Source organism: Pseudomonas sp. 2, assembly GCF_056627435.1.
Map to the genome: position 1 here is coordinate 262,045 of NZ_JBWXNG010000003.1, position 15,757 is coordinate 277,801.

Here is a 15,757-nt window from a genome sequence, read left to right on the forward strand (position 1 = left end):
TCAGCGGCGCAGTTCGGCGACGAAGTCGTAGTAATCGTCGCGGCAATAGGTGTCGGTCAGCTCGATGGGCGTGTTGTCCGCCAGATAGCCGATACGGGTCATCAGCAGCATCGCGGTGCCGGTGGCGATGCCGACCATCGCGGCCATTTCCTCGGAGGCGTTGATCGCGCGAATGTGTTGCAGGGCGCGTACGACGGGGCGGCCAATGCTGTCCAGATGTGCGTAAAGCGAGTCGCCGATGGCCTGCGGCTCAGGCAACAGGGCGGCGGGAAGTGCGCTGAGTTCGACGGCCATGACAATGCCATCGGCCTTGCGCAGCCGTTTGAGCCGCGCGACCTTCTCGGTGGGCGACAGGCCGAGGCGGATCAGCTCTTCGTGGGTCGGCAGGGCGATTTCCCGCGACAGCCACTGCGAACTCGGGGTGAACCCCTTGAGGCGCAGCATTTCGCTGAAGCTCGACAGGCGTGAAAGCGGTTGTTCCAGGCGCGGCGTGATGAAGGTACCGGAGCCCTGGCTGCGGCGGATCAGGCCTTGCTCGAGGAGGATTTCCAGCGCCTTGCGCGCGGTGACTCGGGAAATGTTCAGGGTTTCGCTGAGGCTGCGCTCGGACGGCAGCGCCTGCTCGGCCTTCCACTGGCCTGCATGAATGGCCGCCTCCAGATTGCGCGCCAGTTGCAGGTAAAGCGGCGTCGGCTGGCTGTCGTCGGGACGCAGCGCGAGGATCGAATTCATGTACGGGTTCCGAAGTGGTTTGGAATTATGCTCGGACTGTCAGCCGAAAATAATACCACTTGAATACCACGTCAATAACGCGTTCGTCACTGCCCGGTGACAAAACCCGGATGTCAGCCACGACGAAAGCCCGTAGCAGCCGGGCTTGCCCGCGGGAGCGGTGTGTCAGTCAATCATGGGGCGACAGGCAGACCGGCCCGCCGGCAAGCCGTGCTGCTACGAGGAATAACCTTGAGCAGGTGGTATTTGATTGGTTACGGCCGGATCTCGATCATCGTGCCGTCCTTGACCAGATCCCAGACTTCACGGATGTCGCTGTTGCGCATCGCGATGCAGCCGTTGGTCCAGTCCAGGGTGTGGAAATACCACTCCGGGTATTCCTCGTTGATCGGCGTGCCGTGGATCATGATCATGCTGCCGGGGTTCACGCCTTCGCGGCGGGCGCGGGCGGAGTCGGAGATGTTGGGGTAGGAAATGTGCATCGACAGGTTGAAGGCGTCGCTGGTCTTGCGCCAGTCCAGCCAGTAGAAACCTTCAGGCGTGCGCTGGTCGCCTTCCTGAAGCTTCGGGCCCTTGGGCGATTTGCCCAGGGAAATGCGGTAGGTCTTGAGCGGCTCGCCCTTGCTGATCAATTGCAACTGGTGCGCGGATTTGAGCACCAGCACCTTGTCGATGGGGCGCTGGGAGATGTCGGCGGTATCCACCACCTTGCCGTCGACGAATTTCTGTTCGCTGCCCTTGGGAACGATGGTCTGGGTGAACGCCGCCTGAGCGGTCGGAGCGAGGGACAGACCAGCAGACAGACAAAGTACGGCAAGCAAACAGCGCATCGAAACGGTATCCCTGAAGCCTGCGCGTTGTCGCGTCAGTCATCTGATCAAGTGGTTTTAAGAGCGGATGTCACAGACAGGCAATCGGTATGCACGGGGAAAACTTGACGCCGCCGGTCGTTGAAGAAGCATTCTAGGGTACGCCTGACCGTGTGGAAAGCCAGCTCGGACCACGGAATGTCAGCCTCGTCGAACAGCTTCACTTCAAGGCTTTCGACCCCGGCTGCGTACTCATCGCGGGCCATCTCGGCGCGGTAGAAGATATGCACCTGATTGATGTGCGGCACGTCGATCATCGCGTACAGATGCAGGTCGGCCAGCACTGCGCAGGCTTCCTCGACGGTTTCGCGGCGGGCGGCCTGTTCGACGCTTTCGCCGTTCTCCATGAAGCCTGCCGGCAGCGTCCAGTAGCCCAGGCGCGGCTCGATGGCGCGTCGGCACAGCAACACCTTGCCGTCCCAGACCGGCAGTACGCCAGCGACGATATTCGGGTTCTGGTAATGAATGGTATGACAGTGGTCGCACACGAAGCGCGGACGGCTGTCGCCTTCGGGAATGCGCTGGGTGACCTGTTCGCCGCACTGGCTGCAGAATTTCATGTTCGAACCGGTTCTGGAAGTCAGCGGCTATCTTGGCGTGTGCCGCGGGTGTCCGGCAAGGGGCAGGGTGTGACAAGGGCCTCGCAGGGGTAGGACAGGCCGCCGCTTTGGTGCATCATGCCCGACAGGCAAAAGATCGAGGCTTCCCATGCTGGACGAGCTACTTCGCCGTATAAGCAGCCACACGCCAGGTACCCTGGACTCCGCCGCGCGCTTCCCGGAAGCGGCGGTGCTGCTGCCCATCACCCGCAGCGATGAACCGGAACTGGTGCTGACCCTGCGCGCCAGCAGCCTGTCCACCCACGGCGGCGAGGTGGCATTTCCCGGCGGTCGGCGCGACCCCGAAGACCCGGACCTGGTATTCACCGCCTTGCGCGAGGCCGAAGAAGAAATCGGCCTGCCGCCGGGGCTAGTTGAGGTGGTCGGCCCGCTGGGCGAGTTGATCTCCAAGCACGGGATCAAGGTCACGCCCTATGTCGGGGTGATTCCCGATTTTGTCGAATACCGTCCCAATGACGGCGAGATCGCCGCCGTTTTCAGCGTGCCGCTGGCGTTCTTTCGTGAAGATGCCCGTGAGCACACCCACCGCATCGATTATCAGGGCCGCAGCTGGTACGTGCCCAGTTACCGCTACGGCGAGTTCAAGATCTGGGGGCTGACCGCGATCATGATCGTGGAGCTGATGAATGTGCTGTTCGACAGCAATATCGACCTGCATCGACCGCCGCCACGTTCGACCATCGTGAACCTCAAGTCATGACCTGAGGTCGCAAGCCTGACACCGTGAGCCCCGCGCTCGACCCAAGGCCACAGAGCCGAGCCCAAAAGGAAGAACAAGATGAAATACCGTCTGGGAGACGCCCGCGTCGAAGCCCACCCGCAAAGCTGGATCGCACCGACCGCAACGCTGATTGGCAAGGTGCGCCTGCAGGCCAACGCCAGCGTCTGGTTTGGCGCGGTGCTGCGCGGCGACAACGAACTGATCGACATCGGCGAGAACAGCAACGTCCAGGATGGCACCGTGATGCACACCGACATGGGCTCGCCGCTGACCATCGGCAAGAACGTGACCATCGGCCACAACGTCATGCTTCACGGCTGCAGCGTCGACGACAACACCCTGATCGGTATCAACTCGGTGATCCTCAACGGCGCGAAGATCGGCAAATACTGCATCATCGGCGCCAATTCGCTGATTGGCGAAGGCAAGGTGATCCCCGATGGCTCGCTGGTCATGGGCTCGCCCGGCAAGATCGTGCGCGAACTGACCGACGCGCAGAAGAAAATGCTCGAAGCCAGCGCCGCCCACTACGTTCATAATGCCCAGCGTTATGCACGCGATCTGGCGCCACAGGAAGACTGATGTCCACCGTCCCTCTAGACAAGAACACAACCCATGAAAGACCCGTACGTTCGCCCTGCGTGAACATCTGCGCGCTGGACGATCACGACGTCTGCGTTGGCTGCCAGCGCACTGTGGCGGAAATCACCGGCTGGAGCCGCATGAGCAACGACGAACGCCGCGCGGTGCTGCTGTTGTGCGGCGAGCGGGCGAGGGCGGGCGGGATGATGTTTTCGGTATCAGGAAGCTGAAGCTGTTTTCTGTGGGAGCTGGCTTGCTGGCGAATGCGTCAGGTCAGACACATCAATGTTGAATGACACACCGCATTCGCCAGCAAGCCGGCTCCCACGACGAGCGCATCAATCTCCCGCTCACCCGTCCAGTCCTCACCTCATCGCCCTCCCTTCATGGTAAATTGCGCGCCTTTCTCCCCTGTGGTCGCTCGCACATGCCGGGCTGCCCTCGCTATCTGCTCCACGAGGACCTGAGATGACTCAAATCGGAACTCCACTGTCGCCGACCGCGACCCGCGTCATGCTCTGCGGTTGCGGCGAGCTCGGCAAGGAAGTGGTCATCGAGCTGCAACGCCTGGGCGTTGAAGTCATTGCCGTCGACCGTTATGCCAACGCTCCGGCCATGCAGGTGGCGCACCGCAGCCACGTCATCAACATGCTCGACGGCGCCGCGCTGCGCGCAGTGATCGAGGCGGAGAAACCGCACTACATCGTGCCGGAAATCGAAGCCATCGCCACCGCGACCCTGGTGGAGCTCGAAGCCGAAGGTTTCACCGTCATCCCGACCGCCCGTGCCACCCAGCTGACCATGAACCGCGAAGGCATTCGCCGTCTGGCCGCTGAAGAGCTGGACCTGCCGACCTCGCCATACCACTTCGCCGACACCTTCGAGGATTACAAGAAGGCCGTCGAAGACCTGGGCTTCCCGTGCGTGGTCAAGCCGGTGATGAGTTCCTCGGGCAAGGGCCAGAGCCTGCTGAAAACCGAGGCCGACGTGCAGAAGGCCTGGGATTACGCCCAGGAAGGCGGCCGCGCCGGCAAGGGCCGGGTGATCATCGAAGGCTTCATCGACTTCGACTACGAAATCACCCTGCTGACCGTGCGCCACGTCGGCGGCACCACCTTCTGCGCGCCAGTGGGCCATCGTCAGGAGAAGGGCGACTATCAGGAATCCTGGCAGCCTCAGGCCATGAGCCCGGTGGCGCTGGCCGAGTCCGAGCGCGTGGCCAAGGCGGTCACCGAAGCGCTGAGCGGCCGTGGCCTGTTTGGCGTCGAGCTGTTCATCAAGGGTGATCAGGTGTGGTTCAGCGAAGTGTCGCCGCGCCCGCACGACACTGGCCTTGTGACCCTGATTTCCCAGGACCTGTCGCAGTTCGCGCTGCACGCCCGCGCGATTCTCGGCCTGCCGATTCCGCTGATCCGTCAGTTTGGCCCGTCGGCCTCGGCGGTGGTGCTGGTGGAAGGCAAATCGACCCAGACCGCGTTCGCCAACCTGGAACAGGCCCTGAGCGAGCCAGACACCGCGCTGCGCCTGTTCGGCAAGCCGGAAGTCAACGGCCAGCGCCGCATGGGCGTGGCCCTGGCGCGTGACGAGTCCATCGAAGCCGCACGCGGCAAGGCGACGCGTTCGTCGATGGCGGTCAAGGTTCAGCTGTAAGCGACACGGCTGCCGGGTCGATTTCGATCCGGCAGCCTGCTCAACGGGCGGTTCGGGTGTGCGCCCGGATGAACGCCAGGACCTGCTCCGGCGCATTCCACATCAGCACGTCGAGAATCGACAGGTTTTCGATGAAGCCAAACGGCGCGGTGCTGTACTGGAAGGGTGTCAGGTCGAGAAAGTGCAGTTCGATGTGGCGGTCTCGCCATTCGCTGTCAATGAAAATTTCCCTGCCTCCCGGCGCGTTGATATAGCGTTTGGCCTCCAGCTGGCTGCTGATTTCCAGCGCCCACTGCCCTGGATGGGTGATAGGCGGCAAGGGCAGGTCCATGGCCGACAGTGGCGTCCAGCCGAACTGCAGCCCCAGATAATCGCAAACCACCCTGAGCGACTGCACGTTGAGCTCTGCAAGGCCACTGCCTGTGACGGTGTCAAAGGCCTCGCACAGCAGATCCATGACCTGCCCATGAAACGGCGCCTTGCCGCGGTACAGGTCCAACTGCCCGAGGATGCGCTGCAGGGCCGCCTGATGGTCGATCACTTGCGCGTCCTGAATCGAGGTGCCCAGCGAAGCGCTGACTGGCACATTGATGTACTGCGTGGTGCCTTTGCCATCGAGCATGCGGTTGCGGTTCATCCAGCTTTTGCGACCGTACTGCGCCGTGTCGAAGATCACGCCGCGCTCCACCGAAGCGATCAGCTGGAAATAGCCGAGGTAGGGAAAGAAGTAGGGTTGCATGATGCCGAGCGTATCGGGCTGGGCAAATGAAAGGTGGGCAGCGGGCATAAGGTCTCACTTAGTCGGGCTAAGGTCGGCGGTTATCTCGCTGCAAGCCTGCGAAGTGCGATGCTGCCGGACACAAAGTGCATATTGAAGTTATGTCGTCAGCGTAGATGAGAATTGGCGGGGCGCTACCGGTAATCCGGCGATTGCCGGTAGCGTCTTAAAGTCGCAGAGGTGGGGCGAGGGGATCAGGCGATGGCGTCGAGGTCCGCGTGGCGGGTTTCCTTCAGGCACAGCACGGCGATCAGGCTCAAGAGCGCTGCGGCCGAAACATAACCGCCGACCCAGCTCAGGCCGCCCATTTCCACCAGTTGCTGGGCGAAGAACGGCGCAACCGATGCACCGACGATGCCGCCGATGTTGTACGCCGCCGACGCGCCGGTGTAGCGCACGCGGGTCGGAAACAGCTCAGGCAGCATGGCGCCCATCGGCGCGAAGGTCACGCCCATCAGGAACAGCTCGATGGACAGGAGCAGCGTCACCGCCCAGGTGGTGCCGTGGGTCAGCAGTGGCTCCATCAGGAAGCCCGACAGGATCGCCAGCACGCCACCGATGATCAGCACCGGTTTGCGCCCGAAACGATCGCTGGCCCAGGCCGACAGCGGGGTCGCCAAGGCCATGAACAGCACCGCGAAGCACAGCATCGCCAGGAAGGATTCGCGGCTGTAACCCAGGGTCTTGACCCCGTAGCTGAGCGAAAACACGGTCGAGATGTAGAACAGCGCGTAGCACACCACCATCGACGCGGCGCCCAGCAGCATTGGCGCCCAGTATTGCGCGAACAGCTCGGCGATCGGCATTTTCAGGCGTTCGTGGCGGGCGATGGCCTTGGCGAAGATCGGCGTTTCTTCCAGCTTCAGGCGCACATACAGGCCGATGACCACCAGCACGGCGCTGAGCAGGAAGGGAATGCGCCAGCCCCAGGAGCGGAACTGTTCGTCGCTCAAGGTCATGGCCAGGGTCAGGAACAGGCCGTTGGCCGCGAGAAAGCCGATCGAAGGGCCCAGTTGCGGGAACATGCCGAACCAGGCGCGCTTGCCCTTGGGTGCGTTCTCGGTGGCCAGCAATGCCGCGCCACCCCATTCGCCACCCAGCCCCAGGCCCTGGCCGAAGCGCAGCACGCAGAGCAGGATCGGCGCCCAGGAGCCGATGGCGTCGTAACCCGGCAGCACGCCGATCAGCGTGGTGCAGATGCCCATCAGCAGCAGCGAGGCGACCAGCGTGGATTTACGGCCGATGCGGTCACCGAAGTGGCCGAACAGCGCCGAGCCCAGCGGGCGTGCGAGAAAGGCGATGCCGAAGGTCAGAAACGCCGACAGCATCTGTGCGGTGCTGGAGGTCTGTGGGAAGAACACCGGCCCGATCACCAGCGCGGCGGCGGTGGCGTACACGTAGAAATCGTAGAACTCGATGGCGGTGCCGATGAAGCTGGCCGTGGCGACGCGCGCTGCGGAGTTGGCCGGGCGTGTCTCGCGCTCGTCGCTCGGTTGGTAGGTCGAAGTGCTGGTCATGCGGTAATCCCTGGCAGTCGAACCGCCTGTCGGCACGGCGCGAACATTCGCACGCGCGCAGAGGCGATCATTCATTGTTGTTGGGTACAGCGCTGAACAGACTAGCCCGGATGCGGGTGCAGGCGTGGGGCGGGCTCGGGATGGGAGCGGGCGCCGCAGGTGTGGCGAACAGACGTCAGGCTGAGTGACTGGCCGACGCTCGCGGTGTGCGGGTAGCACGCGGGTCGGCGGGGCTGGGTAAGCGGTTCGATTATAGGAAGGGCGTCAGCGTGTAAACAAGTGTTTCAGACACGCTGCGCTGCTTTAAATCGAGGGTTTGGCCCGGGTGCTCTGCCACATCAGCACGCGGGTGACGCGATTGTCTTCGGTTTCCAGCGTTTCCAAACGGTACGGGCCGATCTTCAGGCACACCGAACTGTCGGGAATGGTTTCCAGGGCTTCGGTGATCAGGCCGTTGAGGGTTTTCGGCCCGTCCGCCGGCAGGTGCCAGCCCAGGCTCTTGTTCAGGTCGCGAATCGAGGCGGCGCCCTCGACCACTAGGCGGCCGTCGGGCTGCGGGTGGATATGCGGGTTGTCCAGCGACTGCTCGCTTTCGAATTCGCCGACGATCTCTTCGAGAATGTCTTCCAGGCTGACGATGCCCAGGACCTCGCCGTATTCGTCCACCACCACGCCCATGCGCCGCTGCTGCTTGTGGAAGTTCAGCAGTTGCAGTTGCAGCGGGGTGCTTTCCGGCACGAAGTAAGGCTCGTAGCAGGCCGCCTTCAGTGCTTCCTTGGTCAGCTGGCCGCGGGGCAGCAGGTGGCTGATCATGCGGGTGTTGAGCACCCCTTCGACCTGGTTGATGTCGTTGTGATAGACCGGCAGCCGGGTGTGGCGCGAGATGATCAGCTGGTCGGCGATTTCTTCGATGCTGTCGTCCAGGTTGATGCCGTCCACTTCGCTGCGCGGCACCAGAATGTCGTTGACGGTCATGCTGTCCAGCGCGTGGATGCCGGAAATGACCTGAGCGCGGCCAAACGGATTTTCGCTGTCCTGGTACGACGTAGCGCCCAGATCATCGTCATCGCTGGCGGTGTCCGGTCGACGCTTGGACAGAAACGGGCGCAGCAGCAGTTTGGCGACGTTCTTGTAGATCCAGGTCAGCGGCCGCAGCAGGCGCATCGGGATGCGCAGCACGCTGTTGCCCAGCATCAGGATGGCTTCGGGGCGGCGGGACGCGAGCTTGCGCGGAATGAATTCGGTGACGATCACCAGCGCACTGGCGACCACGATCCAGGCGATCAGGGCGCCATGAAAGTACCACTGGGCCACAGCCAGTAGGGTGGCGAGCACGGTGATCAGCACCTTGAGCAGCGTGTTGCCGAGAATCAGGCTGTTGAGGTTGAACGCCAGCACAGGTTTGGGCGGTTCGGTGGAGCGGGGATTGACCCGCACGGCACGCAGGTTGTGATGGGCGGCTTCCACGGCGGTCATCAGCCCCGACCACAGCGTGAGCAGGGCCAAGATCGCCAGCATCGTGCCAATAGGCAGGTTGTCCATGAGCGGCGCCCGTCAGATGTGCAGGATGTATTCGCGGACCAGTTTGCTGCCGAAGTAGGCCAGCATCAGCAGCAGAAAGCCGCCCAGCGTCCAGCGAATCGCCTTGTGCCCGCGCCAGCCCAGGCGCGTGCGGCCCCACAGCAGCACGCTGAACACGACCCAGGCGAGGATCGACAGCAGCGTTTTGTGCACCAGGTGCTGGGCGAACAGGTTTTCAACGAACAGCCAGCCGGAAATCAGCGACATCGACAGCAGCGTCCAGCCGGCCCAGAGGAAGCCGAACAGCAGGCTTTCCATGGTCTGCAGCGGCGGGAAGCTGCGGATCAGCCCCGAGGGGTGCTTGTTCTTCAGTTGATGGTTCTGCAACAGCAGCAGCAAGGCCTGGAACACCGCGATGGTGAACATGCCGTAGGCCAGGATCGACAGCAGGATATGCCCGATCAGCCCCTGCTCGCCGATGATCGGCTGCAGCGTGCCGGTGGGCGCGAACTGCGCCATCAGGGTGGTCAGCAGCCCCAGCGGGAACAACAGGATAAGCAGGATTTCCACCGGGATGCGGATGCAGGCGAGCATGGTCACGATGATCACCGCCACCGCGATCAGGCTGGCGGCGCTGAAGAAGTCCAGGCCCAGCCCGATCGGGCGCACCAACTGGCTGAACAGCGCGCTGGCCTGGCAGGCGACGGCGAGGGTGCCGATCAGGCACAGCAGCCATTTGTCGGCCTTCCTGCCCTGACGCAGGCGAGTACCTTGATAGAGGGTCGCAGCGGCATACAGAGCGGCGGCGGCGAGGCTGAAGAGCAAACTCGGAGGCAAGGGAAACATAGATCCTGAAGGGCGTGCCCGAAAGCCGCTGAGTTTGGCATAGAACCGCCAGTACACGAAAGACCACAGAAGCAGACGTCATGGTGTCCGCGCGCCGGACTCTTCGCTATAATCCGCGACCTGCTCAAGCCACAGGCTCGCCGAGCGCTGTTTGCGCAACGTCTATATAGGTTCTTCTTATATATAGGAAAAGCACCGTGTTCATGCGCAACACGCAAACAGGGCGGCCGCACCAACCGGGGTTCGACGCGAACCCGAAGGATCACGCATGTTTGAAAATCTGACAGATCGTCTCTCACAGACGCTGCGCCAGGTCACCGGCAAGGCCAAACTGACCGAGGACAACATCAAGGACACACTGCGTGAAGTGCGTATGGCGCTGCTCGAAGCCGACGTCGCGCTGCCGGTGGTCAAGGACTTCGTCAACCGCATCAAGGAACGCGCGGTCGGCACCGAGGTGTCGCGCAGCCTGACGCCGGGCCAGGCGTTCGTGAAGATCGTCCAGGCCGAACTCGAAGAGATGATGGGGGCGGCCAACGAAGAGCTGACCCTCAACGTCGCGCCGCCCGCCGTCGTGCTGATGGCCGGTCTGCAGGGTGCGGGTAAGACCACCACGGCAGGCAAGCTGGCGAAATTCCTCAAGGAGCGCAAGAAGAAGAGCGTGATGGTGGTGTCGGCGGACGTCTACCGTCCTGCGGCCATCAAGCAGCTGGAAACCCTGGCGAACGACATCGGCGTGACCTTCTTCCCGTCCGACATCAGCCAGAAGCCGGTGGCGATCGCTGAAGCGGCGATCAAGGAAGCCAAACTCAAATTCATCGACGTGGTGATCCTCGACACCGCGGGTCGTCTGCACGTCGACGCCGAGATGATGGGCGAGATCCAGGCCCTGCACGCCGCGGTCAAGCCCGCCGAAACGCTGTTCGTGGTCGACGCCATGACCGGTCAGGACGCTGCCAACACCGCCAAGGCGTTCGGCGATGCACTGCCACTGACCGGCGTGATTCTGACCAAGGTCGACGGTGACGCCCGTGGCGGTGCCGCGCTGTCGGTGCGTGCCATCACCGGCAAGCCGATCAAGTTCATCGGTATGGGCGAGAAGACCGACGCGCTCGAGCCGTTCCACCCCGACCGTATCGCTTCGCGCATCCTGGGCATGGGCGACGTGCTCAGCCTCATCGAGCAGGCCGAACAGACCCTCGACAAGGAAAAGGCCGACAAACTGGCCAAGAAGCTGAAGAAGGGCAAGGGCTTCGACCTCGAAGACTTCCGTGATCAGCTGCAACAGATGAAGAACATGGGCGGCCTGGGCGGGCTCATGGACAAGCTGCCGACCATGGGCGGCATGAACCTGGCCCAGATGGGCAACGCGCAAAACGCCGCGGAAAAACAGTTCAAGCAGATGGAAGCCATCATCAACTCCATGACCCCGGCCGAGCGCCGCGACCCGGAGCTGATCAGCGGTTCGCGCAAGCGCCGCATCGCCCTGGGCTCGGGCACTCAGGTGCAGGACATCGGGCGTCTGATCAAGCAGCACAAGCAGATGCAGAAGATGATGAAGAAGTTTTCCACCAAAGGCGGCATGGCCAAAATGATGCGTGGCATGGGCAGCATGATGCCCGGCGGCGGCATGCCCAAGATGTGATTCATACCGCGCGAAAGCCTGCTTTCGCGCGGCTTTCTTTGGGATGACCTCCCACTGGCCTGCCCGCGCAGGCACTTACCGGCCGTCAGCAATGGCGGCTTCATGGCAGATCTCGAGTAGCCCGGGCGGCGTGTTCCCGAAAAAGTCATTTGCAAAAGTCCGGATATTCCTTAGAATATGCGGCCTTTCGGGCACCCGTGCCCGTCCGTGCACCTTAGATTTGCAGCACCGACTACAGGAAATTGTTCAATGCTAACAATCCGTCTGGCCCTTGGCGGCTCCAAGAAGCGCCCGTTCTACCACCTGACTGTGACCGACAGCCGCAACCCACGCGACGGTTCTCACAAAGAGCAAATCGGTTTCTTCAACCCGGTTGCCCGTGGTCAGGAAATCCGTCTGTCCGTGAACCAAGAGCGCCTGAACTACTGGCTCTCCGTTGGTGCACAGCCTTCTGACCGCGTTGCCACGCTGTTGAAGGAAAATGCCAAGGCTGCGGCCTGAGCAATATGAACGCGACGCCAGCTTCTGCCGACGATCTGATCGTCATCGGCAAGATTTATTCGGTACATGGCGTTCGCGGCGAAGTGAAGGTTTATTCCTTTACTGATCCGACTGAAAACCTGTTGAAGTACAAAACCTGGACGCTCAAGCGCGAAGGCAATGTGAAACAGGTCGAGCTGGTCAGCGGGCGGGGAACCGACAAGTTCCTGGTCGCGAAGCTCAAGGGTCTTGATGATCGTGAAGAAGCGCGTCTTCTGGCCGGTTACGAGATCTGCGTGCCAAGCAACCTGCTCCCTGAATTGACCGACGGCGAGTACTACTGGTACCAGCTGCAAGGTCTGAAGGTCATCGACGGCCCTGGGCAACTGCTCGGGAAAATCGATCATCTTCTGGAAACCGGCGCCAATGATGTAATGGTGGTCAAGCCCTGCGCAGGCAGTCTGGATGATCGCGAACGCCTGTTGCCCTATACGGCGCAATGCGTGTTGGCCGTCGACCTGGTTGCAGGCGAGATGAAGGTGGAATGGGACGCGGATTTCTAAGCAATGGCCAGCCTGCGCATAGAAGTCATCACGCTGTTTCCCGAGATGTTTTCCGCCATCAGCGAATACGGCATTACCAGCCGTGCGGTGAAACAGGAGCTGTTGCAGCTCGCCTGTTGGAATCCGCGGGACTACACCACGGATCGGCATCACACTGTGGACGATCGCCCGTTTGGCGGTGGCCCTGGCATGGTGATGAAGATCAAGCCCCTGGAAGATGCCCTGGTTCAGGCCAGGCAGGCAGCCGGGGATGCGGCGAAGGTGATTTACCTGTCGCCACAAGGCCGCAAGCTGGAACAGGCTGCGGTGCGCGAACTGGCGCAGGAGCAGGCACTGATCCTGATTGCCGGTCGTTACGAAGGCATTGATGAGCGTTTCATTGAAGCGCATGTCGATGAAGAGTGGTCGATAGGGGATTACGTGTTGTCTGGCGGCGAGCTGCCGGCCATGGTCCTGATCGATGCGGTTACACGACTGCTGCCCGGAGCTTTAGGGCATGCGGACTCTGCGGAGGAAGATTCCTTCACGGATGGTCTGCTCGATTGCCCGCACTACACCCGACCTGAGGTGTATGCGGATCAGCGTGTTCCCGACGTGTTGCTCAGTGGCAATCACGCACATATCCGGCGTTGGCGTTTGCAGCAGTCCTTAGGCAGGACCTACGAACGACGTGCCGATCTTCTGGAAAGGCGCTCGCTTTCTGGAGAAGAGAACAAGCTGCTGGCGGAATACCTCCGCGAGCGGGACGATAGTTAACGTATCGATGGTAGATCCGACCGATTTACCTTAGGAGCACAACATGACAAACAAAATCATTCTGGCCCTCGAAGCAGAGCAGATGACCAAAGAGATCCCTCCTTTTGCCCCGGGCGACACCATCGTCGTTCAGGTTAAAGTGAAGGAAGGCGATCGCGCTCGTCTGCAGGCGTTCGAAGGCGTTGTAATCGCCAAGCGTAACCGTGGTATCAACAGTGCTTTCACTGTTCGTAAAATCTCCAACGGTGTTGGCGTTGAGCGTACTTTCCAGACCTACAGCCCGCAAATCGACAGCATGGCTGTGAAACGTCGCGGCGACGTTCGCAAGGCCAAACTGTACTACCTGCGCGACCTGTCGGGTAAAGCAGCTCGCATCAAGGAAAAACTGGTTTAATTCCGGTTCTTCGATGCAAAAGAAAGCAGCCTTCGGGCTGCTTTTTTGTTGCCTGTACAAAAGGGTTCGACCTGTAGGAGCGAATTCATTCGCGAAAATTGCTTGGTTGACAGAGAGGCGTCGGATGTACCGGCCATTCGCGAATGAATTCGCTCCTACAGGTCGGCGGTTTTGTACCGGCAGCGCAGATATGAAAAACTGCCCGTCGTTTTTCTCTCAAGACTCATCCCATGCCCGCTCTAGACCACCCCATGATCGACCGCTTTCTCGACGCCCTGTGGCTGGAGAAAGGCCTTTCGGACAACACCCGCGATTCCTACCGCAGCGACCTGGCCCTGTTCAACGGCTGGCTGCAGGAGCGCGGTATCGACCTGATGAAGGTCGAGCGCGGGGCGATTTTCGATCATCTGGCCTGGCGCGTGGACAACGGCTACAAGGCACGCTCCACGGCGCGACTGATGTCGGGGGTGCGCGGTTTCTATCGTTATTTGCTGCGCGAGAAGCTGATTTCCACTGACCCCACCTTGCAGGTCGACATGCCGCAGCTCGGCAAGCCGCTGCCCAAGTCGCTGTCCGAAGCCGATGTCGAGGCCTTGCTGGCAGCGCCCGACCTGAGCGAAGCCATCGGCCAGCGCGACCGCGCCATGCTGGAGGTCTTGTATGCGTGCGGCCTGCGGGTCACCGAACTGGTCAGCCTGACGCTGGAGCAGGTCAACCTGCGTCAGGGCGTGCTGCGCATCATGGGCAAGGGCAGCAAGGAGCGGCTGGTGCCCATGGGCGAGGAGGCGATCGTCTGGGTCGAACGCTATGTGCGCGACGCCCGACAGGAACTGCTCAATGGCCGCCCCAGCGATGTGCTGTTTCCCAGTCTGCGCGGCGAACAGATGACCCGGCAGACGTTCTGGCACCGGATCAAGCTGCAGGCCAAGGTCGCCGGGATCGGCAAATCCCTGTCGCCCCACACCTTGCGCCATGCCTTTGCCACCCATCTGCTCAATCACGGCGCCGACCTGCGCGTTGTGCAGATGCTGCTGGGGCACAGCGATCTGTCGACCACTCAGATATACACCCACATCGCGCGCGCCCGCTTGCAGGACCTGCACGCCAAACACCACCCGCGCGGATAACGCTCCGGGCAATTTACGACGTGTCCTACGTCACTCGGCGTCGGTCTTGCGAGCCTTATGTGGTAGGCTTTGCCGGTTTCGCAGATCGGAGCGGCGAAAACTTTCCGGCGCCGCGGGTGCCTCACGTTTTCCACCTTTCGCCCGTCTGCTCACCGCCCTAGGAGTTTTCATGCGCGTGACTCGTATTATTGGCGCTGCCGTCGTAGCGCTGGCCAGCACCTTGAGCCTGTTCGCCCACGCTGACGAAGCGTCTGACAAGGCCATCCGCAAGACCCTGGAATCGCTGAATCTGGAGATTCCTGTCGAAAGCATTTCCAGCAGCCCGCTCAACGGCCTGTACGAAGTCAACCTCAAGGGCGGCCGCGTGCTCTATGCCAGCGCCGACGGCCAGTTCGTGATGCAGGGCAACCTGTACCAGATCCAGGGCGGCAAGCCGGTCAACCTGACCGAGAAGGTCGAGCGTCTGGCGATTTCCAAGACCATCAACGGCATCCCGACCGCCGAGATGGTGGTTTACCCGGCGGTTGGCGAAACCAAATCGCACATCACCGTGTTCACCGACACCACCTGCCCGTACTGCCACAAACTGCACGGCGAAGTGCCCGAGCTGAACAAGCGCGGCATCGAAGTGCGCTACGTGGCGTTCCCGCGTCAGGGCCTGGGCTCGCCGGGTGACGAACAGCTGCAGGCGGTGTGGTGCTCCAAGGACCGTCGCGACGCCATGGACCGCATGGTCGACGGCAAGAATATCAAGGCGCCCAAGTGCGATAACCCGGTTACCAAACAGTTCGAAATCGGCCAGTCGATCGGTGTAAATGGCACGCCGGCCATCGTGCTGGCGGATGGCCAGGTGATTCCGGGCTACCAGCCGGCGCCGCAAGTCGCCAAACTGGCGCTCAGCGCCAAGTAAACAGACAGTTAGCCGCACTGTATTGCGGCTGTTTCACGGCGGGCCC

The 15,757-nt window shown here is 61.8% G+C and carries 18 protein-coding genes; 11 read left to right on the forward strand and 7 right to left on the reverse strand.

Annotated elements, in window-relative coordinates; translation table 11 throughout:
* The 3 genes from AC1MEK_RS06780 to AC1MEK_RS06790 all read right to left on the reverse strand — a co-directional run bounded on the left by AC1MEK_RS06780 (position 1) and on the right by AC1MEK_RS06790 (position 2,161).
* Positions 1-732 carry a GntR family transcriptional regulator gene (locus tag AC1MEK_RS06780; protein WP_480395494.1) on the reverse strand — a complete coding sequence of 244 codons (732 nt, stop codon included), beginning with the start codon at positions 730-732 and terminating at the stop codon, positions 1-3.
* Between the two features lie 254 nt (positions 733-986).
* The gene (locus AC1MEK_RS06785; RefSeq protein ID WP_480395495.1) at positions 987-1,562 is read right to left on the reverse strand and encodes a L,D-transpeptidase family protein; all 576 of its coding nucleotides are present in this window, start codon (positions 1,560-1,562) and stop codon (positions 987-989) included.
* A 47-nt stretch (positions 1,563-1,609) separates the two neighbouring features.
* Entirely contained in the window at positions 1,610-2,161 is a 552-nt protein-coding gene (locus AC1MEK_RS06790) for an NUDIX hydrolase (protein ID WP_480395496.1), read from the reverse strand.
* Positions 2,162-2,309: 148 nt separating this feature from the next.
* On the opposite strand from AC1MEK_RS06790, the gene AC1MEK_RS06795 reads away from it, so the two are divergent.
* The 4 genes from AC1MEK_RS06795 (at position 2,310) to purT (ending at position 5,174) form a co-directional block, all read left to right on the forward strand.
* Positions 2,310-2,921, forward strand: a complete 612-nt coding sequence (locus AC1MEK_RS06795; RefSeq protein WP_480395497.1) for a CoA pyrophosphatase — start codon at positions 2,310-2,312, stop codon at positions 2,919-2,921.
* 78 nt (positions 2,922-2,999) lie between these two features.
* Positions 3,000-3,524, forward strand: a complete 525-nt coding sequence (locus AC1MEK_RS06800) for a gamma carbonic anhydrase family protein (RefSeq protein ID WP_480395498.1) — start codon at positions 3,000-3,002, stop codon at positions 3,522-3,524.
* The gene (locus AC1MEK_RS06805) at positions 3,524-3,754 is read left to right on the forward strand and encodes a DUF1289 domain-containing protein (protein WP_480395499.1); all 231 of its coding nucleotides are present in this window, start codon (positions 3,524-3,526) and stop codon (positions 3,752-3,754) included. Before AC1MEK_RS06800 ends, AC1MEK_RS06805 begins: the two co-directional genes overlap by 1 nt.
* Positions 3,755-3,992: 238 nt before the next feature.
* Positions 3,993-5,174: a formate-dependent phosphoribosylglycinamide formyltransferase gene (purT, locus tag AC1MEK_RS06810; protein ID WP_480395500.1), complete on the forward strand. Its 1,182-nt coding sequence runs from the start codon at positions 3,993-3,995 to the stop codon at positions 5,172-5,174.
* Between the two features lie 40 nt (positions 5,175-5,214).
* On the opposite strand, the gene AC1MEK_RS06815 is transcribed toward purT, so the two are convergent.
* The 4 genes from AC1MEK_RS06815 to AC1MEK_RS06830 all read right to left on the reverse strand — a co-directional run bounded on the left by AC1MEK_RS06815 (position 5,215) and on the right by AC1MEK_RS06830 (position 9,836).
* Entirely contained in the window at positions 5,215-5,961 is a 747-nt protein-coding gene (locus AC1MEK_RS06815; protein ID WP_480395501.1) for a WbqC family protein, read from the reverse strand.
* A gap of 185 nt (positions 5,962-6,146) precedes the next feature.
* Positions 6,147-7,469 (reverse strand): MFS transporter, encoded by a 1,323-nt coding sequence (locus AC1MEK_RS06820; protein WP_480395502.1) that lies wholly within the window; start codon positions 7,467-7,469, stop codon positions 6,147-6,149.
* Between the two features lie 303 nt (positions 7,470-7,772).
* Positions 7,773-9,011 carry a CNNM domain-containing protein gene (locus AC1MEK_RS06825; protein ID WP_480395503.1) on the reverse strand — a complete coding sequence of 413 codons (1,239 nt, stop codon included), beginning with the start codon at positions 9,009-9,011 and terminating at the stop codon, positions 7,773-7,775.
* A 12-nt stretch (positions 9,012-9,023) separates the two neighbouring features.
* Positions 9,024-9,836 carry a cytochrome C assembly family protein gene (locus tag AC1MEK_RS06830; RefSeq protein WP_480395504.1) on the reverse strand — a complete coding sequence of 271 codons (813 nt, stop codon included), beginning with the start codon at positions 9,834-9,836 and terminating at the stop codon, positions 9,024-9,026.
* 268 nt (positions 9,837-10,104) lie between these two features.
* On the opposite strand from AC1MEK_RS06830, the gene ffh reads away from it, so the two are divergent.
* The 7 genes from ffh to dsbC all read left to right on the forward strand — a co-directional run bounded on the left by ffh (position 10,105) and on the right by dsbC (position 15,711).
* A complete protein-coding gene (gene ffh / locus AC1MEK_RS06835) occupies positions 10,105-11,481 on the forward strand; it encodes a signal recognition particle protein (protein WP_480395505.1) in 1,377 nt (458 codons plus the stop codon).
* Between the two features lie 249 nt (positions 11,482-11,730).
* Complete coding sequence (rpsP, locus tag AC1MEK_RS06840; protein ID WP_480395506.1) at positions 11,731-11,982, forward strand: 30S ribosomal protein S16; 252 nt, start codon at positions 11,731-11,733, stop codon at positions 11,980-11,982.
* Positions 11,983-11,987: 5 nt separating this feature from the next.
* Positions 11,988-12,524, forward strand: a complete 537-nt coding sequence (gene rimM, locus AC1MEK_RS06845; RefSeq protein WP_480395507.1) for a ribosome maturation factor RimM — start codon at positions 11,988-11,990, stop codon at positions 12,522-12,524.
* 3 nt (positions 12,525-12,527) lie between these two features.
* Complete coding sequence (gene trmD / locus AC1MEK_RS06850) at positions 12,528-13,280, forward strand: tRNA (guanosine(37)-N1)-methyltransferase TrmD (RefSeq protein ID WP_480395508.1); 753 nt, start codon at positions 12,528-12,530, stop codon at positions 13,278-13,280.
* 43 nt (positions 13,281-13,323) lie between these two features.
* The gene (gene rplS / locus AC1MEK_RS06855; RefSeq protein WP_480395509.1) at positions 13,324-13,674 is read left to right on the forward strand and encodes a 50S ribosomal protein L19; all 351 of its coding nucleotides are present in this window, start codon (positions 13,324-13,326) and stop codon (positions 13,672-13,674) included.
* Positions 13,675-13,904: 230 nt separating this feature from the next.
* Positions 13,905-14,801 (forward strand): site-specific tyrosine recombinase XerD, encoded by an 897-nt coding sequence (gene xerD, locus AC1MEK_RS06860; RefSeq protein WP_480395510.1) that lies wholly within the window; start codon positions 13,905-13,907, stop codon positions 14,799-14,801.
* A 169-nt stretch (positions 14,802-14,970) separates the two neighbouring features.
* Positions 14,971-15,711 carry a bifunctional protein-disulfide isomerase/oxidoreductase DsbC gene (gene dsbC, locus AC1MEK_RS06865; RefSeq protein ID WP_480395511.1) on the forward strand — a complete coding sequence of 247 codons (741 nt, stop codon included), beginning with the start codon at positions 14,971-14,973 and terminating at the stop codon, positions 15,709-15,711.
* Positions 15,712-15,757: the final 46 nt, after the last annotated feature.